The organism is Streptomyces sp. NPDC045021 (genome assembly GCF_056432645.1).
Map to the genome: position 1 here is coordinate 787,851 of NZ_JBWKIQ010000001.1, position 15,146 is coordinate 802,996.

Sequence of the window (15,146 nt, forward strand, 5' to 3'; positions counted from 1 at the left end):
TGATGATCACGTCCCTGCCGTTCAGGCGCTCAGAGTAGTGGGCCATGCACACTCTGTGCCAGGGGTTGTTCGATGTTTGTCCGGGTCCGCATGACGCCGGGTCAGCGGACCGCGGCGCTGGGCCGATCGTGGCGTGTCGTGGGCGTGCGGGTGTTTCTCCCCGCCGTTCTGGTTGGGCCACCTGGCGAGGGGATAGAGCGTATTAAATTACTCATAACGGAGATGTTCCGGCGTTGACGCGATCCGCACGGAACGGCCGGGAGAAGGAGCGTCATGACGCAAGGGGCGGGCGGACAGATCACGGACCTCCACGAAACAGGGGACCGCGATGGCATCGCCGGTGACGACGTGGCCGGAAACGGGGCCGGGCGACGCCGTCTGCTCCCGTGGAAGCACAAGCGGGATCTGTCACCGGCCCAGCTGCGCCGGCGGCAGGCCGTCACCCGGGGTGGGCTCGCCGTCGGGCTGATGTGCGTGAGCACGGTCGGCTGGTCGGTGGGACAGGCCCTCACCTACCCGGGCAAGGACAGCGTGATGGCGCGGCTCGCCGAATGGAGCCGTGACCACCGGCTGGGCGCGGTGGTCGACAAGCTGGAGGACCTCCAGTACCAGCTCGACCCGCCGGAGGTCGGCGGCACGCTGGCACCGGACGCGCTGGCCCGTATGAAGGCGACCGCCCCGGCGACCGTCCACATGCCCGGACTGCCGCTGCGCCAACCGATGGAACCCATCGTCAGTCCCGGGCTGCCGGGTGAGGGCGTCTGGCGTCCGGTGGCCAGCTCCCACGGGCTGCCGATCGTGCAGGCCACGTATGTGCGCCCGGACGACGAACACACCTCCTACCAGGCGGCGATCGCCTGGATCAGCGCGAAGCACGCGCGCTTCCAGCTCCACCCGGGCTTCCGCGAGCCGGGCGGCACCTTCTCCGTTCCGCCGACCATTCCCCCTGGCCAGCGAACCGGGCTCGTGGCGACCTGGAACGGTGGCTTCCGGGTCACCGACGGCGGGTCGCACGGCGGCTTCTTCCTCAACGGCGAGACCGCCGGCGAACTCCGCTCCGGCGCCGCCTCCGAGGTCTTCTACCGCGACGGCTCCTTCGACATCGGCGTGTGGGGCCGCGATGTGTCCATGACTCCGGATGTCGTCGGTGTCCGGCAGTGCCTGGAGCTGATGGTCGACAGCGGCCAGGTCGTTCCGGACATCGGCAACGACGCCAAGTGGGGCGTCACCGACCAGAGCCGGATGTACGTGGAGCGCTCCGGTGTCGGAGTCACCTCCTCGGGCGACATCATCATGGTCGTCGGACAGGCACTGACCGCCCGCACGCTGGCGGACCTGATGCAGCGCGCCGGCGCGGTTCGTGCCATGCCGCTGGACATGAACCGCGCCTGGCCCTCCTTCATGGCCTACAACGGCAGCCGTGATCCGGCCAACCCCACCCCCAGCAACCTCCTCGACTTCGAAAACCCGGCGGACCGCTACTACGTCAAGGCGACCCGCGACTTCGTGGCCGTCTACGGCAAGTAGCCGACGGCGGCCGGCCGCGCGCCCCGGATCACGGCGCCGCCGACGGCTCCTGGTCCTCAGCGGACAGCCCGCCCGCGCGGATGACGTCGGCATACCATCGCGCGCTGTCCTTCAGCGTGCGCTGCTGGCTGGCGAAGTCGACGTGGACAATGCCGAAACGCTTGCTGTATCCGTACGCCCACTCGAAGTTGTCCAGCAGCGACCAGAGGAAGAAGCCACGGATGTCGGTGCCCTCGGCGATGGCCCGGTGGACGGCGGCGAGGTGTTCTCGCAGGTAGGAGATGCGCTCGGGGTCGTGGACGTCGCCCGCCGGGTCGCGGTAGTCGTCGTACGCGGCGCCGTTCTCCGTGATGAGGACGGGGACGCCGGGCAGTTCGGAGCGCAGCCGGGTGAGGATCTCGTGCAGCCCGCCGGCGTCGACCGGCCAGTCCATGGCGGTACGGGGACCGGGAGCGGGCACGAACCGGGCGTGCTGCTCGGCCCCCGGCCATGCCGACGGGATGGCGCTGGTTCCGGCGGCGACGACGGTGGGGGTGTAGTAGTTCAGGCCGAGCGAGTCGAGCGGCCGGGAGATCGCGGCGAGGTCACCGTCGCGTACGAAGTGCCAGTCGGTGAGCGCGGCGGTGTCGTCCAGCAGATCCTGGGGGTAGCTGCCGCGGAACACCGGGTCGAGGAAGACCCGGTTGGCCAGCGCGTCGATACGCCGCGCGGCTTCCAGGTCGGCGGCCGACCGGGTCAGTGGACGGACCGCCGCGAGGTTGAGCGTGAGGGAGATCTCCGCAGATGACGGCAGCAGGTCCCGCAGCACTCCGACTGCCCGGCCGTGCGCGAGGTTCAGGTGGTGCGCGGCCCGCAGTGCGGCGGTGGGCTCGGCGCGGCCCGGTGCGTGCACGCCCTCCGCGTAGCCGAGGAAGGCGCTGCACCAGGGCTCGTTGAGCGTCGTCCAGGTCGGTACCCGGTCGCCCAGTGCGCCGGCGACCAGCGCGGTGTAGTCGGCGAACCGTTCGGCCGTCTCGCGGACCGGCCAGCCGCCGGCGTCCTCCAGCTCCTGCGGCAGGTCCCAGTGGTAGAGCGTCAGGACGGGCCGGATGCCCTTGCCCAGCAGCTCGTCGACGAGGGAGCGGTAGAAGTCCAGGCCCTTCTGCAGGGCGGGGCCGCGTCCGGTGGGCTGGACGCGCGACCAGGACACCGACAGCCGGTAGTCGGTCAGGCCGAGGCCGGACATCAGGGCGACGTCCTCCGGCATCCGGTGGTAGTGGTCGGCGGCGATGTCACCGGTGTCGCCGTTGCGGACCCTGCCGGGCGTGTGGCTGAAGGTGTCCCAGATGGACGGCGTACGGCCGTCCTCCTGGGCCGCGCCTTCGATCTGGTAGGCGGCGGTGGCCGCGCCCCATCGGAAGCCCGGAGGGAAGGTGAGGGCGGTGGCGGCTTCCGGGCGCGCGTCGATCGCGGTCATCAGGAAAGGCTCCCAACACGGTCGTGAGGAATCGGAGTGGTGGCACGGAACGGAACGGGGGCCGGGCGGCTCACCCCTTGACGGCGCCGTGCATGATGCCGCCGACGATCTGCCGTCCCAGCAGCCCGAAGACCAGCAGCACGGGAAGGGTGCCGAGCAGCGTGCCGGCCATGATCACCGACTGGTCGTGCACGTATCCGCCGCCCAGTTGGCGCAGCGCGACCTGCACGGTGGGCTCCTGGGAGGTGAGGGCGATGACCGGCCAGAAGAACTCGTTCCAGGAGGCCATGAACGTCAGCATGCCGAGCACCGCCATGCCGGGCCGGGCGATGGGCACGACGATGCTCCAGAAGATCCGAGCGGTGGACGCGCCGTCCACCCGGCCGGCCTCGATGAGCTCGTCCGGCAGGGCCTGCACCAGGTACTGGCGCATGAAGAACACCCCGAAGGCGGAGACGAGGCCGGGCAGGATCACGGCCTGCAGCTGGTTGATCCAGTGCAACTTGGCGATCAGCATGAACAGCGGGATGACGCCCAGCTGCGGCGGGATCATCATCGTGCCGACGGTGATCGCGAGCAGGGGGTTGCGGCCCCGGAAGCGGAGCTTGGCGAAGGCGAATCCCGCGAGCGTGGAGCACAGCACGGTCCCGACGGTCACCGAGCCCGAGACGATGAAGGAGTTGAGCAGCGCCTTGCCGATGTCGGCCTGGTCCAGCACCTGCTGGAAGTTGTGCATCAGGTTGGGCCCCGGCAGCAGCGACGGCGGGCTCTGGGCCAGCTCGGCGTTGGACCGGGTCGCCGCGACGATCGTCCAGTAGAAGGGGAACGCCGACAGCAGTGCGGCGACGATGAGGATCGCGTAGGCGAGGCGGCCCGCGTGGTGCTGGCGGCCGGCGCCGGTGGACCGGTGGCGCCGGGACCGCCCGCGTCGTCCTGCGGTCGGGCGGTCCTTGTCGTCCTCGGAGCCTGGGCGGCGAGCGGGTGCGGCGAGCGAGGTCATCGGACGGCCTCCTTACGGGTACGCCGGCGGGCGACGGCGGCGTTGACGCTGACCAGCAGCACGATGAGGACGAACATGACCCAGGCGATGGCGGCGGCCCGGCCGAGGTGGAAGTAACCCCAGCCCTGCTCGTACATGTAGAGGCCCAGCGTCTGGTACTGGTGCGAGATACCGCCGGAGATGCTGCCCTCGAACAGCAGCGGCTCGCCGAACAGCTGCGTCGCGCCGATCGTCGAGACGACGACGGTGAACACGATGGTGGGGCGCAGCCCCGGCAGCGTCACATGCAGGAACTGCCGCCAGCGCGACGCCCCGTCGATCTGCGCGGCCTCGTAGAGCTCGCCGGGGATGGACTGCATGCCCGCGAGATAGATGAGGGCGTTGTAGCCGGTCCAGCGCCAGGTGACGATGGTGGACACGGCGATCTGCGAGGCCAGCGTGCCGGACTGCCAGTCGACCGGTGAGAAGCCGACCAGGCCGAGGACCCAGTTGATCAGACCGAAGTCACGGCCGAAGAGCTGGGCGAAGACCAGGGTCGCCGCGGCGACGGAGGTCGCGTACGGCAGGAGCACCGCGACCCTCAGGAACGTGCGGCCGCGCAGCTTGTAGTTGAGGAGATGGGCCAGTCCCAGCGCCATCAGCAGCTGGGGCACCGTGGACAGGACACCGATGCTGAAGGTGTTGCGCAGCGCCGTCCAGAAGTAGCTGTCGCTCAGCAGCGCGGTGTAGTTGTCGAGGCCACGCCACTCCATCTGGTCCGGGGTCTGCAGTTCGACCCGGTACAGGGAGACGTAGGCGGTGTAGATCAGCGGGAAGAGCCCGAAGGCGGCGAAGAGGGTGAAGAACGGGGCTATGTAGGCGTACGGCGACACCCGGCGCAGCAGCCGGGTGCGACGCTCGGCGCGGGGCCGTGGCGGGGGCGCCGTCCGGGCGGGCGGCGTAGTGACGGACACGGTCATGTGCCAGGCCTTCGTATCGGGGAACGGTGCTGTCGTACCTGTCGCCCTGCCGTACCGGGGGCGGGTGGCGACGATGGGGCAGTGGGTGCGCCGGGTCCGGGCGCGAGCGGGGGGCGGTGGATGCGTCCGGACCCGGCACGTCAGGCCGTCCGGATCAGCCGAGAGCGTTCTTCACGCCCTTCTGCGCATGGCTCCAGGCCTCGTCGGACGAGGTGCCCTTGCGCTCTACCTCTCCCAGCGCGTTGGTGATCTGGGTGTTCACGTCGTTGTCGCGCAGCCCCGGCACCTGAACCGGCGCCTGCTCGGCGGCCGTGCCGAAGAGTGCGCCGATCGGCGCGTTGCTGAAGTAGGGGTCCTTCACGTCCTTCACCATCTCGATCCCACCGATGTTGGAGGGGAAGCTGCCCTGCTTGGTGAAGAGCTTGGCCTGCTGCTCCTTGGCGGTGATCCACTTGATGAAGGCGAAGGCCTCCTTGGTGTTCTTGGCGCCCTTGGGGATCGACAGGTACGAGCCGCCCCAGTTCCCCGCGCCGCCCGGCAGCGCCGCGACGTCCCACTTGCCCTTGCCCGCGTCGGCGGCCTGGCCCTTGATGTAGCCGAGCATCCAGGCGGGGCAGGCGATGGTGGCGAAGGAACCGCTGCTGAAGGCCTGGTTCCACTCGGGCGCCCACTGGGCGAGCTTGGCGCTCAGCCCGTCCTGCGCGGCCTTGACCGAGGCGTTCCAGGCCTCCTTCACCGCGGGGTTGGAGTCGTAGATCAGCTTGCCGGACGCGTCGTAGTAACGCTCCTTCTGCTGCCCCACCATGACCGAGTAGAGGCTGGCGATGCTGTCCATCCAGTGGCTCTTGGCCGGTGCCTTGGCGGCGTACTGCTTGCCCAGCGCGAGGTAGCCGTCCCAGGTCGACCACTGCTTGGCGAGCTCGACGCGGTCGGTGGGCAGCCCGGCGGCCTTGAAGAGGTCCGCGCGGTAGCAGAGCGCCTCGGGTCCGGTGTCGGTACCCAGACCCAGCACCCGCCCGTCGGGGGCGGTCGCGGCCGACCACTTGGACTGCGAGAACTGGCTCTGCAGCTCCTTGGCGCCGAGAGCGCTCAGGTCCTCGAACTTGTCGGCCTGCTGCTGGGTCACCGAGGCGATCCGGCCGACCTCGACACCCTGCACATCGGCGAGGCCGCCACCGCCGGCGAGGCGGGTCTGCAGCGCCTTCCAGTAGTCGGCCTCGTTCTCGGTGTCGCTCTCCTTGATCGTCACATTCGGGTGGAGCTTCTGGTATTCGGCGTAGAGGCCGGCCTCCTTGTAACCGAAGGTGCCGAAGAGATCGACGGTGAGCGTGACCTTGCCCCCGTCGGCACTGTCCGCGGAACTGCTCCCCGAAGAGCTGGATCCACAGGCGGCGAGCAGTGCCCCGGCCAGTGCGACCGCCCCGAATCGAATGGCGACGTGTCTGGCGGCTCGGGCAACGGGCATGGAAGCCTCCCATGGCTTCAGGACGGACGTGAGTCTTGAGAGCGCTCTCAAGCGATGGGCAGGAGAGTGCCCCGACATCGGGTCGGCGTCAAGTGTTGAAGCGGAAATGCCTCGCGGCGGCGGGGCGGGTCGTGGTGATGACCGGGGACGGTCCGGTGGCGGTCCCAGCATCAGCGTGGCCCGTAAAGCGACATTCCGGAGAGCGCTCTCCGGCAAATTGTCGCGCGTTTTCGCTTCCGCGCCACTCCCGCACCGCGTCCACGACAGGCCGGTGTGACGCCCGACCACCGCCGACGCCCGCTCCGGCACCGCCCTCGAACACCCGGCCGTCCGGCGGGCGTTCACCAACTGAACCGCCTGTCCCGCTTCCGGAGTTTTCTGTGTTTACCTCTTGCCCGGTTCGGTGAAGGGAGGCATCGGCTGGTGATCCGGGACCTGCGGTGCCCGGCCGCTTCGGAAGCTTGCCGGACACCGCGGGTCGGGCGCCGTGGGGTCAGGCGCCTTCGGTCGGGGCGGGGGTGACCGGCGGGTGCTCGGAGGTGTCGTGCGTGTCATGGGCGGCGGGCTGCCGGGGTTCGGTCTCCGGCGTTGCGGCGCGGCTGACTTCGGCGCGCAGCATGGCGTTCAGGGCCGTGAAGGGGTCGATGGGCATGGCGGGTCCTCCGGGACGGGGAAGTGGGGTTGGCATGCGGAGCGGAGCGGAGCGGGGCCCGGCAGGCCCCTGGTCCGGTCAGCAGCGCAGAACCACACAGCTCAGCCCGTGGAGGCCGGGCCCCGGCCGCCCGCCGCCCTCCACGGGGGCGCCCCGTGACGGCGCGGCCGAGGCGGGGCGAATCCCGTCGCGGGGCGTGTGGCGCACCGCCCGCGACGGCACGCCGGCCCGGAGAGGCGCCCGGCCGGCGCGTACTGCGGTGGCGGACTCGTCCGGGTGCTCGTCGCCCGCGACGGACAGCGGCGCCGAGGCCGACGTCGCGGACACGGCCCCCGCGTCGGCCGGCAGGTCCGGTGACAGCGCCCCACCCAGCAGCAGGACCAGGGCGAGGAGGGCCAGCAGTGCGTCCAGGGAAGCGGCGCGCCCGTATCGGCGCTCGGCACGGCGGCACGGGAATGCGGCACCCATGGATCAGACCTCCTGAACACGGGTCCTATCCGCATGCGGTCCGCCGATCACCCGTTGGGGACCTGCGTCCCCCGCTTGGCCTGCGGTTTCATCCGAATCGGTGAGCATCCGCACACGTCGCGTGACGGGACTGTGCTGTACCGGACACCCATGCGGAACGCTCCGCGTGGGATGATGGGAATCGACGGCCGCCATTTCAGGCCGCGATCGCCACCGACTGGTCCATTCCGGGTGGCCCCGTTTTGCGAAGCCCGACGAAGGTGCCATGACCACGCTTTTCTCCAATCCCGATCCCTCGACGCCGGTTACGGCGCACACATCGCCGATCCCGTCGACCTCGCCGTTCCAGCAGGCCGACCTGGGTGACGAGCCGTACGAGACGGACGAGGACGAAACTCCCGCGACTCCCCCGGCACCGCCGGCGCAGACGCGGCCCCGAGGCACGTCCCGGCCGGCCGCCAGGCGCTAGCGCACTCGACGGGTGGCATCCTGCTCGACGGACCGGCGTCCGCTCGGGCCGCGGGGACACGGATGTATGACGCCCGGCGCGCACTGAAGACATACGGAGTGTCAGACCCGCACGGCAGACTGTGCACATGGACGCCGAAGACGACGAACTCGCCATCCTGCAAGCCCTGCACGCGCACGCCCGTGCCGAGGACGAGGATCCGGGCCTGGTCGAGGATCTGATCGCCCTCGTACGGGGTTTCGGCTCGCTCGATGCCGCTGCCGAGGCCTCGGAACGGGCCGAGCGCCGTGCCGACACCCAGGCCCGGGAGCTGTCCGCGACGATCGACCTGTGGTGCAACCTGCCCGACACCGACCGCAGCCGCCATCGGTAGCGGTCCGGCGGGCCGCCGTGCGCGCCCGCCTCAGGCATACGTCGGCCCCGCGCCCAAGGGGGGTGGGCGCGGAGCCGACGGGCCGGGACAGCGCCCTCACAAACGCTGCCCGGCGGGGGCACGCCCGGGAACCAGTCGGGCGGTGCTGGCCTGCGCGCGGCCCGTCGTGGTGTACGGCGGACGGGGGATGGCTACCGAGACGTCAGTCCGGACCGCGCAGTTCGATAGTGGGGCCGCGGGCACCTCCTGCCCAACCCGCACTCTCCCCCTGACTGCTGCCCGCCCGACCCCTGATCATTCCCGCGGACCGACGGGGTGTCTGGCGCCCCGCCGAAGAGCCGCCCCAGGACCGTTCCACGCCTGTCCGGGCCGTCATGGCCGCGCCTCGTCCGCCGTCTCCTGCGGCCCCGGCCCCTCCTCCGGGGTGAACAGGATCGAGTTGACGTAGCGGGGGCGGGGCCGCAGGGCGCGCCGCAGCAGGCCGGCGTCCACGACGTGCGCGAAGCGGCGCTGATGGCCGGCCAGGTCGAAGGCGCCGAGCGGTATCCAGTGCCGCTCGGGGAGCACCCAGGCGCGGTACCCCCACTGATGCAGCAGGCCGGTGATGTCCGTGACCGGCTGGATCCTGGCCTCGGCCTCGATGAACAGGTTGGGCCGGTCGCGGCACACGGTGTCCTCCGCCCCGCGCAGCACGGCCGTCTCGTGTCCCTCGACGTCGATCTTGACGAAGGAGACATCGCTCAGACCCAGGGAGTCGATGGTCACCAGGCGCACCGGGCGGCTCCGGCGATGGACCTCCGGGCGCCGCTCGAGGGAGGTCAGACCACGGGATTCATGACCGCGATGGTCGGCGAGCCAGATCCGGGCGTCGCCGTCGTGGTCGGAGGCGGCGGCGTTGAGGACCCTCACCGAGGGCGGTACGGTGCCGCGCAGCACCCCGTACACCTCCGGTACCGGTTCGAAAGCGACGACGCGGTCCGCGCGCCGGGCGAGGCACCGCGACCAGGGCCCGTACCATGCGCCGACATCCAGGGCGGTGCCGTGCGCCGGGCAGATCTCTTCGAGCCGGGCGAGCTCGGGCTCCTGCCGCGGATAGAGCACGTCGATGCCGTACGCCAGCCAGCGGGCCGGCAGACGGGGGCCGAGGGCGGCTGCCAGGGTCATCTGTCCCCTCCGATGGGGTGGTGCGGCATTGCCGCGCGGCGCGGGAGGCGTCTACGCTTCCCTGACGGATCGTCATCATCTGATGTCCCCGGAGGAGTTGCCCTGATCCGGTGCGGTACCGACGTGTGACTTCCCTGCTGATGGCTCTGCTGTGGGCGGTGGCTGCCGGCCTCACCGGCTGCTCGGGCGGAAGTGACACCTGGCCCTCCCCCTGCGGCGGCCTGCACATCGCCTCCTGGTCCCAGGACCGGCCGGTCACCGAGGAATTCGCCCGCTACGGCGACGAGAGCGCCGTTACCGGGTCCTGGAGCGGCGGTGACGGCACGCACTCGGTCCGGCTGCCCGACGGCCGGACGCTCTGGCTCGCGGATGATCCGGTCCTGGAGGCAGTGCGTCCGCCGCCGAACCCGCTGGGCCAGCCCTATCCATGGCGTGACACCTCCGGCGGCCGTACGCCGGCCTGGGCGCACAACGCCGTGCTGGTGATGTCCGCCGCGGGCCGGCTCGAGCGGACACTGACCGGTGGGACCACGGCGGCTCCCGGCGCGTTCTTCCCCGATGTGTCCGCCGTCCCCCAGGTGTGGCGCTGGCCGGTGCAGGGCGTGGTGGAGCCGCGTTCGCCCGGCGCGGCGGAGCGGGTGGTCCGGGTCCTGCTGTGGGACCGGGCGGCGGGGCCGCCGCCGTGGCTGTACGGGGTCCCACTCGCGACCGAGGTCGCCACACTGTCGTTGCCCGGCCTGCGGCTGGAGACCATCGTCAAGGTCTCCGACCAGGGCGCCGTCCCCAGTCCGGGTCAGCGGGTGCTCTACGGCGCCACCGCGGTACGGGTGGACGGCTGGACGTACGTCTTCGGCGGCGACGACGGGCCGGGCCGCACCCCGTCGCTGCGGACCTCGCGCGCCTATCTGGCCCGCGTCCCGGAGGGCCGGCTGGCCGACCCCGCGGCCTGGCGGTACTGGGACGGAACCGGATGGCAAGCGGGTGCGGCGCGCGCGGCGCCCGTTCTGGGCGGCAGTGACAGCACCGGGAACATCCGTCGTGGCGTGGGCAGTTCCCTCTCGGTCGTGCGGCAGGGCGGTACCTGGGTGCTGTTCACGATGGACGCGGGCGGACCCGCCGCGAGCGGGCTGAGCGCGGTGGCCACGTACTGGGCCTGCGCCCCGCAAGGACCCTGGCACGGCCCGGCCACAGGATTCCGCCCGCCGCTGCCACCGGACTCCTCCGGAGGCGCCGTGGTCTACAACCCGCAGATCCACGGGGAGTTCACCGGCCGGGACGGGCTGCTGCTCAGCTACGACGTGAACTGGCTGGGCGCGTCCAGCGCGCAGGTGGGCGCCGAGGTCAACCGGAACGCGGCCCTGTACCGGCCGCGGTTCGTCCGGCTGCGGCTGGGACCGGCCGCTCCCTCCTCCGCGTCCGCTACGACGCCGGTACGTCACTGACGTCCTCCGGCGCGGACCGCGCGTGCGCGACCCGCTCCATGATCAGGTCGTGACCCGGCGCGTCGACGGACTCGGCCTGGTCGGCGAGCAGGTGCGGGATGCCGTTCACGACGGGGTAACGGCGGCGCAGCCGTGGGTTGTAGAGGGCGTCTGCCTCCGCGTCGTAGAGCAGCGGCCCCTTGTCGACGGGGCAGGCGAGCAGATCGAGCAAGGCCTGGATGACAGGCATCCCGTCCTCCGATCGCGGCGGGTACGGCCGCTCCAGTGGGGTCGCGCGGGGCGTGAGCGGTGTACGGGCGTGGACCAGCAGGTCCGCGGCGAGCGACGGCATCAGCCGGAACAGCCGGTCCAGCGGGCGCAGCGGTCGGGGAGTGGCAGGGAAGCACGCGCCGCGCAGCGAGACGATCTCCAGACCGTGCGCGCGCAGCAGCCCCGTCAGCGCCGGGCGGGTGAACACCCGCAGATGGCCGACGACTTCGCTGCCGGGGCGTCCGTAGATGCCGCGCAGACTCACTTCGGTGAACAGCGGCTGCACTCCCGCCAGCAGCAGGGCGCGGTTGAACCAGGCGGCCAGGTTCGGGGTGGACAGCAGCAGGGAACCGCCGGGGCGCAGGACGCGGTCGATCTCGTCCAGCGCCGCGTCGGTGTCCACCAGATGCTCGATGACTTCGCTCAGGACGACGATGTCGAGGCTGCCGTCGGCGAAGGGCAGACCGTGGCCGTCCAGCGTCGCGCGCACCACGGGGAGGCCGCGCAGTCGCGCCCGTTCCAGTGCCTGGAGCGACCAGTCGGCGCCGATGACCGTATGGCCGAACGCCCGGCGGGCCAGTGCGGCGGTGGCCGCGCCGTCGCCGCAGCCGATGTCGAGGATGCACAAGGGGCGCCGGGCCGCGTCCAGGGTGGGTTCGATCATCCGCAGCTGACGGCGGGCCCGTTCGGCGCCGGAGTCGACCGGGAGCGCCGGATCCTCGTAGAGGGCGCGCAGTCCCGGCGGTGCGGGGTCGGTCACCGGGGATCTCCTTCCGTGATGGGCGTGATGGGCGTGATGGACACGGGGTCCGTGGAGACGTGGGAGGCGGCGGGCAGGGCGACGAGCTCGCCGAGCGCACCCGTGAACACGTCGATGAACGCGCGGGCCGCCGGTGCGCCGAGTACGGCGTGACGGTGCCGTACGGCCAGATGGAGCCGGCCGAGGACGGTGAGGGCCGAGACCGAGAGACCGCGCGGCATGGGTGCGGGGGCGGCCAGCCACAGCCCGGTGGTGTTCCCCGCGCCGTCGAAGCTGGGTGGGTCGGGCAGCCGTCCGAGGTTGCTGAGCATCGTGGTGTCGGCGAGCAGCCGGGCGGCCATCCGCACCGGGCCGACCAGGGCGCGCCGCACGCCGTAGGGGAGGGTGGATGAGCCCAGTACCTGTGCGGCCGGGCCGCCGGCGGGCGCGGCGGTGCGCTTGGCGCGCCGCGTCTGGCCGGCGACGGAGGCGAGCAGGTCGCCGGGTTCGCCGGCCGCTGCGCTGATCGAGGTCAGTCGGGACAGGTTGCGGATGCCGTCAAAACGCCGGTCGGCGGCGCGGGCGTTGATCGGCATGGTGATGCGGACGGGCCCGGCGCGGTGCTGGTGGGCCTCGTTCCAACGGGTCACCGCGAGTGCGAGCGCGGTGATCAACAGATCGTTGACGGTCGTCGACTGACGGTGGGCCGCGGTCGCGAGTGCCGCTGTGCGGTCCGCGTCGAACGCCTCCAGGACGCAGCCGTATCCGCCGCCGGGCGCCGGGGCGCGGGCCACCCGGACCGCCCGGGGGAACAGTTCCGGGCGCTGGGTGCGCGTGTCTCCGGCTTCGGCCGGCGAGCCGGCGGGCGAGGTCGACCCTGCGGGTGACCCGGCGGGACCGGCGACCGCCGCGGGGTCCGGAGTCCCGTTGTAGGCGCGGGCGACCGAGCCGAGGAATCCCAGGCAGGCGATCGCGTCGAAGAGGGCGTGATGTGCGGCGATCAGCAACCGGTCGCCCCCCGCGGACGGGAGGAGCAGCAACCGCAGGGTCGGTGAGGACGAGAGCGGCACGTGCGTGTCCATGAGCCGGCGGCGTTCGGTGTCGGGTACGGCTCCGGAGGCGGCCACCGTCAGGGGGTCGAGGTCGGGGCGGCCGGGTATCTCCCAGCTGCTGCGGCGCCGCCACGGCCCGCCGGGCGCCCGGCGGGCCCGCGCCATCGGGTGGGCGCTCAGCGCGTCGCCGACCGCGGTGCGCAGCCGTCCGGCGTCGAGCTGCCCGGCCAGGGCCAGTTCCAGCAGGATCAGATTGGGTTCGCCGCGCCGCTCCAGCAGGTCCGCGCTCTCGTCGACGGCGGTGAACGGGATGCCGCCGGTTCGGGGGGTGTCGCCGCCGGTCATCGGCATCTCCGCAAGGTGACCTGGACGGCGAATCCGCGCAGCACGGGGATACGGAGCAGGCCGCGTAACGAGCGCGGGAAGTACCGGGGTCCGGCCTCGATCAGGACGACGTCGGTGCGGTCGCGCAGATGGCGCAGCAGCGGGCCGGTGCGGACCGGGAATCGGGTGCGGCCGCCCGGCGAGGACCAGTTGGTGAAGGCCAGGCACACCGTGCCGTCCGGGCGGGTCACCCGGATGAGCTCGTCCACCAGGCCCACCGCGTCGGGGATCCGACCGAGGACGTCCGAGCAGTAGCAGACGTCCGCGGCTCCCTCCAGCAGCGGCAGCCAGTACCCGTCGCCGACGACGGTCGAGGGGCCGGTGCGCGCGGGGACCGGGAACGGGTCGACGACGACGCAGCGGGCTCCCGCGGCCCGGAACGCCTCCGCGCACCAGCCGTCGCCACCGCCGACGTCCACGACGGTGCGGCCGCCCAGCTCGCAGCACCTGGCCACCTGTTGCACGCAGTAGCGGGCCCGCAGTCGGCGGAAGACGGTGCGGTCCGTGCCGCCCTGGCCGGCCAGGGCACGGAGCAGCTGCCCCACCGTGGCCCGGCGCAGGGGGTCGGCGGCCACGTCCCCGCTCACCGGGCCGCTCCGGCGACCGGGTGCGGCCCGCCACCCGGCCCGTCCCGGCCGTACGGGTCATCGCCCCTGTCCCGGCCGGTCGGATCCGCCGGCGTGCGCGGCACGGCCCGGGCGTCCCGGCTGCGCACCAGCAGCAGGAAGCCGGCGGCGGTACACAGGACGCCGAGCACGAGCGTGCCCAGCGGCAGCGGTCCGGCCAGGGCGGCCAGCCCGTCGTGCTTGCTGCGGAACTTGTCGACCAGCGCCTTCTCGGTCTGCGGGGTGGAGTGCAACCGCACGTCGAGCACTGTGGCCGCGACCTTGTCGCTGCCCGGCAGCCGCAGCGTGATGATCTGGTGGCTGGAACCGGCCACCGGCGCCCCGGTCAGGGAGTCGACCAGGTTCACCGCGCCCGGATTGCTGTAGTACTCCTCGACGGTGACCGGGTCCTTGCCCGCCGGGAGCCCGACGACCGACGGCGGCACCCGCATGGTCCCGACGCGGACCGGCGGGTCCACCTTCAGCGTGTACTCGTTGAACGTCCGGCCGTAGAGCCTGCGGGTGCCGGTGAATTCGGCGGGGAAGGACTTGCCCGCGGTGGCGTCCCAGACCTGGTAGGCGCGATGCCCGGTGTTGAACGGGTACTTCAGGTACGCCTCCGCGCCGATTGCGGTGTCCCCGCCGCAGCACTTGCTCGAGACGGTGGTGTGCCGGTCGAACACCCAGCGGTGCGTGCTGAGGTCGATCGCCTGCCGCGCGTCGGCCAGACCGACCGTTCTGGAGCTGTCCAGCCGGGTCGAGACGTCCCACACCGCCTTGCCGGCCTGCCGTCCGGCCTCCGCGTCCCCGAGGAGGTGCCGGGTGACGGTGAGCGTGTCCTGGGTCAGCTTGCCGGTGGTCTGGTCCAGATAGATTCCCGGCCCGGAGCTGACGTCGGTGAAGTCCATGTCGTACGGGGCGACCTGCACCCGCGGCAGCACGTACCAGCGCAGCATCGGGGCGAGGACGAGAAAGAAGATCCCCAGCCCCAGGGTGAGGACCGCGACGATTCGTCGGCCATGCATCACGTCTCCCTGACTTACTGCCGAAGGGATTCGTACCGGCTGGTAGTGCGCTGACGGAACGTTAGGAACAAGCCGACAAACAGTCAAGGACGAGCGCCGAACTGGCCTCATAACTGG

Annotated in this window: 15 protein-coding genes and 1 pseudogene; 4 read left to right on the plus strand and 12 right to left on the minus strand. The window is 71.8% G+C overall.

Translation table 11 applies throughout. From position 1 onward, the window contains the following. Nucleotides 1–273: 273 nt before the first annotated feature. Nucleotides 274–1,527 (plus strand): phosphodiester glycosidase family protein, encoded by a 1,254-nt coding sequence (locus AC07DC_RS03575; RefSeq protein ID WP_478911432.1) that lies wholly within the window; start codon nt 274–276, stop codon nt 1,525–1,527. A gap of 28 nt (nt 1,528–1,555) precedes the next feature. Here AC07DC_RS03575 and AC07DC_RS03580 read toward each other — a convergent pair whose 3' ends face one another. From AC07DC_RS03580 to AC07DC_RS03605, 6 genes are all read right to left on the minus strand, one after another. Further along, the gene (locus tag AC07DC_RS03580) at nt 1,556–2,983 is read right to left on the minus strand and encodes a GH1 family beta-glucosidase (protein ID WP_478911434.1); all 1,428 of its coding nucleotides are present in this window, start codon (nt 2,981–2,983) and stop codon (nt 1,556–1,558) included. A 70-nt stretch (nt 2,984–3,053) separates the two neighbouring features. Next, nucleotides 3,054–3,983: a carbohydrate ABC transporter permease gene (locus AC07DC_RS03585; protein ID WP_478911436.1), complete on the minus strand. Its 930-nt coding sequence runs from the start codon at nt 3,981–3,983 to the stop codon at nt 3,054–3,056. After that, nucleotides 3,980–4,942 carry a carbohydrate ABC transporter permease gene (locus AC07DC_RS03590; protein WP_478911438.1) on the minus strand — a complete coding sequence of 321 codons (963 nt, stop codon included), beginning with the start codon at nt 4,940–4,942 and terminating at the stop codon, nt 3,980–3,982. The genes AC07DC_RS03585 and AC07DC_RS03590 overlap by 4 nt, the downstream gene beginning before the upstream one ends. 154 nt (nt 4,943–5,096) lie before the next feature. Continuing rightward, nucleotides 5,097–6,407, minus strand: coding sequence for an ABC transporter substrate-binding protein (locus tag AC07DC_RS03595; protein WP_478911440.1), 1,311 nt, complete (start codon nt 6,405–6,407; stop codon nt 5,097–5,099). Between the two features lie 493 nt (nt 6,408–6,900). Further along, nucleotides 6,901–7,059: a hypothetical protein gene (locus AC07DC_RS03600; RefSeq protein WP_478911442.1), complete on the minus strand. Its 159-nt coding sequence runs from the start codon at nt 7,057–7,059 to the stop codon at nt 6,901–6,903. Nucleotides 7,060–7,137: 78 nt separating this feature from the next. Then, nucleotides 7,138–7,527 carry a hypothetical protein gene (locus tag AC07DC_RS03605; RefSeq protein WP_478911444.1) on the minus strand — a complete coding sequence of 130 codons (390 nt, stop codon included), beginning with the start codon at nt 7,525–7,527 and terminating at the stop codon, nt 7,138–7,140. Between the two features lie 265 nt (nt 7,528–7,792). Here AC07DC_RS03605 and AC07DC_RS03610 point away from each other — a divergent pair, with 265 nt between their 5' ends. Next, entirely contained in the window at nt 7,793–7,996 is a 204-nt protein-coding gene (locus tag AC07DC_RS03610) for a hypothetical protein (protein ID WP_478911446.1), read from the plus strand. A gap of 127 nt (nt 7,997–8,123) precedes the next feature. Then, nucleotides 8,124–8,369, plus strand: coding sequence for a hypothetical protein (locus tag AC07DC_RS03615; RefSeq protein ID WP_478911447.1), 246 nt, complete (start codon nt 8,124–8,126; stop codon nt 8,367–8,369). Nucleotides 8,370–8,741: 372 nt separating this feature from the next. Here AC07DC_RS03615 and AC07DC_RS03620 read toward each other — a convergent pair whose 3' ends face one another. Next, nucleotides 8,742–9,533, minus strand: coding sequence for an FkbM family methyltransferase (locus tag AC07DC_RS03620; RefSeq protein WP_478911448.1), 792 nt, complete (start codon nt 9,531–9,533; stop codon nt 8,742–8,744). A 140-nt stretch (nt 9,534–9,673) separates the two neighbouring features. Here AC07DC_RS03620 and AC07DC_RS03625 point away from each other — a divergent pair, with 140 nt between their 5' ends. Next, on the plus strand, nt 9,674–10,975 hold the full coding sequence (locus AC07DC_RS03625) for a DUF4185 domain-containing protein (protein WP_478912590.1): 1,302 nt from the start codon (nt 9,674–9,676) through the stop codon (nt 10,973–10,975). Here AC07DC_RS03625 and AC07DC_RS03630 read toward each other — a convergent pair. The 5 genes and pseudogenes from AC07DC_RS03630 to pgfA all read right to left on the minus strand — a co-directional run bounded on the left by AC07DC_RS03630 (nt 10,953) and on the right by pgfA (nt 15,029). Continuing rightward, on the minus strand, nt 10,953–11,204 hold the full coding sequence (locus AC07DC_RS03630) for a Trm112 family protein (protein WP_478912592.1): 252 nt from the start codon (nt 11,202–11,204) through the stop codon (nt 10,953–10,955). The two genes, AC07DC_RS03625 and AC07DC_RS03630, sit on opposite strands and share 23 nt — an antisense overlap. Nucleotides 11,205–11,261: 57 nt before the next feature. Then, nucleotides 11,262–11,984 (minus strand): annotated as a pseudogene (locus AC07DC_RS03635) (class I SAM-dependent methyltransferase); the annotation flags it as partial. Next, nucleotides 11,981–13,366: a hypothetical protein gene (locus tag AC07DC_RS03640; RefSeq protein WP_478911450.1), complete on the minus strand. Its 1,386-nt coding sequence runs from the start codon at nt 13,364–13,366 to the stop codon at nt 11,981–11,983. The pseudogene AC07DC_RS03635 and the gene AC07DC_RS03640, both read right to left, overlap by 4 nt. Beyond that, nucleotides 13,357–13,986 carry a class I SAM-dependent methyltransferase gene (locus tag AC07DC_RS03645; RefSeq protein ID WP_478911452.1) on the minus strand — a complete coding sequence of 210 codons (630 nt, stop codon included), beginning with the start codon at nt 13,984–13,986 and terminating at the stop codon, nt 13,357–13,359. Before AC07DC_RS03645 ends, AC07DC_RS03640 begins: the two co-directional genes overlap by 10 nt. Then, the gene (gene pgfA / locus AC07DC_RS03650) at nt 13,983–15,029 is read right to left on the minus strand and encodes a cell envelope lipid trafficking protein PgfA (protein WP_478911454.1); all 1,047 of its coding nucleotides are present in this window, start codon (nt 15,027–15,029) and stop codon (nt 13,983–13,985) included. The genes AC07DC_RS03645 and pgfA overlap by 4 nt, the downstream gene beginning before the upstream one ends. Between the last annotated feature and the right edge of the window lie 117 nt (nt 15,030–15,146).

Bases quoted from the DNA above. Each gene is read 5' to 3' on its own strand.
- AC07DC_RS03615 (WP_478911447.1), top strand. From the start codon at position 8,124: ATGGACGCCGAAGACGACGAACTCGCCATCCTGCAAGCCCTGCACGCG.
- AC07DC_RS03600 (WP_478911442.1), bottom strand. From the start codon at position 7,059: ATGCCCATCGACCCCTTCACGGCCCTGAACGCCATGCTGCGCGCCGAA.
- AC07DC_RS03595 (WP_478911440.1), bottom strand. From the start codon at position 6,407: ATGCCCGTTGCCCGAGCCGCCAGACACGTCGCCATTCGATTCGGGGCG.
- AC07DC_RS03625 (WP_478912590.1), top strand. From the start codon at position 9,674: ATGGCTCTGCTGTGGGCGGTGGCTGCCGGCCTCACCGGCTGCTCGGGC.
- pgfA (WP_478911454.1), bottom strand. From the start codon at position 15,029: ATGCATGGCCGACGAATCGTCGCGGTCCTCACCCTGGGGCTGGGGATC.
- AC07DC_RS03590 (WP_478911438.1), bottom strand. From the start codon at position 4,942: ATGACCGTGTCCGTCACTACGCCGCCCGCCCGGACGGCGCCCCCGCCA.
- AC07DC_RS03575 (WP_478911432.1), top strand. From the start codon at position 274: ATGACGCAAGGGGCGGGCGGACAGATCACGGACCTCCACGAAACAGGG.
- AC07DC_RS03640 (WP_478911450.1), bottom strand. From the start codon at position 13,366: ATGCCGATGACCGGCGGCGACACCCCCCGAACCGGCGGCATCCCGTTC.
- AC07DC_RS03610 (WP_478911446.1), top strand. From the start codon at position 7,793: ATGACCACGCTTTTCTCCAATCCCGATCCCTCGACGCCGGTTACGGCG.
- AC07DC_RS03630 (WP_478912592.1), bottom strand. From the start codon at position 11,204: ATGCCTGTCATCCAGGCCTTGCTCGATCTGCTCGCCTGCCCCGTCGAC.
- AC07DC_RS03585 (WP_478911436.1), bottom strand. From the start codon at position 3,983: ATGACCTCGCTCGCCGCACCCGCTCGCCGCCCAGGCTCCGAGGACGAC.
- AC07DC_RS03620 (WP_478911448.1), bottom strand. From the start codon at position 9,533: ATGACCCTGGCAGCCGCCCTCGGCCCCCGTCTGCCGGCCCGCTGGCTG.
- AC07DC_RS03580 (WP_478911434.1), bottom strand. From the start codon at position 2,983: ATGACCGCGATCGACGCGCGCCCGGAAGCCGCCACCGCCCTCACCTTC.
- AC07DC_RS03605 (WP_478911444.1), bottom strand. From the start codon at position 7,527: ATGGGTGCCGCATTCCCGTGCCGCCGTGCCGAGCGCCGATACGGGCGC.